We start from the raw sequence: 1,103 nt of genomic DNA, 5'->3' as shown, positions 1-1,103 counted from the left end.
TATGGTGCTTCAGGTTACGACCAGAGCTCCAAATCTGCTTCTTCTTCTAAATCAAGCCGTTCTCTGAACCAAGAATCAGGCATCACATCTGGTATCGCAGGCATTGGTGCTACAGGTCTCTATACTCCAGGTTATGCTTCCGGTTCTAAAATGAGTGCTTCTGAAAGCTCAGAAAGCTCACAGTCTCAGGAATCGTCTAAAAAGGGATTTTCGAATCAGGGATCTGTACTTTCACCCTTTGGAATTCCAGTTGTGGGTGGCGCTTATGGTGCTTCAGGTTATGACCAGAGCTCCAAATCTGCGTCTTCTTCTAAATCAAGCCGTTCTCTCAACCAAGAATCAGGCATCACATCTGGTATCACAGGCATTGGTGCTACAGGTCTCTATGCCCCAGGTTATGCTTCAGGTGGTAAAATGAGTGCTTCTGAAAGCTCAGAAAGCTCACAATCACAGGAATCTTCTAACAAGGGATACTCCACTCAGGCTTCAGGACTGCCAGGCTTTGGGATTCCTGCAGTTGGCACCTATGGCACATCAGGTTTCGGCCCAAGCTCCACATCTGTTCCTTCCTCTACATTAACCGGATCTGGAAACCAGGGACTATCTTCCAATCAAGGAATTGGTTCTTCAGGAAGCACACAGCCAGGCGACTCTTCTACATCAAGCGGTTCTCTAAACCAGGGAGCATCTACCATTCCAGGAATTTCTTCTCCAGGCTCCTACAACTTAATCGGTGCTCCAGTCTATGGTATTCCAGGAGTAGGTGGCGCTTATGGTGCTTCAGGTTACGACCAGAGCTCCAAATCTGCGTCTTCTTCTAAATCAAGCCGTTCTCTGAACCAAGAATCAGGCATCACATCTGGTATCACAGGCATAGGTGCTACAGGTCTCTATGCCCCAGGCTATGCTTCAGGTGCTAAAATGAGTGCTTCTGAAAGCTCAGAAAGTTCTCAGTCACAGGAATCTTCAAACAAGGGATACTCCAATCAGGTTGCTGGATATCCAGGCTATAGTCTTGGTGGTGCCTATGGTGCTTCAGGTTACGACCAGAGCTCCAAATCTGCTTCTTCTTCTAAATCAAGCCGTTCTCTGAACCAAGAATC

The 1,103-nt window shown here is 47.2% G+C and carries 1 protein-coding gene; it reads left to right on the top strand.

Translation table 11 applies throughout. From position 1 onward, the window contains the following. On the top strand, positions 1-1,103 hold a 1,103-nt coding region (locus MU846_RS14530), incomplete at both ends, for a hypothetical protein (protein WP_246953991.1).

The sequence above is a fragment of the Alcanivorax quisquiliarum genome (genome assembly GCF_023051175.1).
Classification (GTDB): domain Bacteria; phylum Pseudomonadota; class Gammaproteobacteria; order Pseudomonadales; family Alcanivoracaceae; genus Isoalcanivorax; species Isoalcanivorax quisquiliarum.
This window is presented reverse-complemented; position numbering and strand designations above follow the sequence as displayed.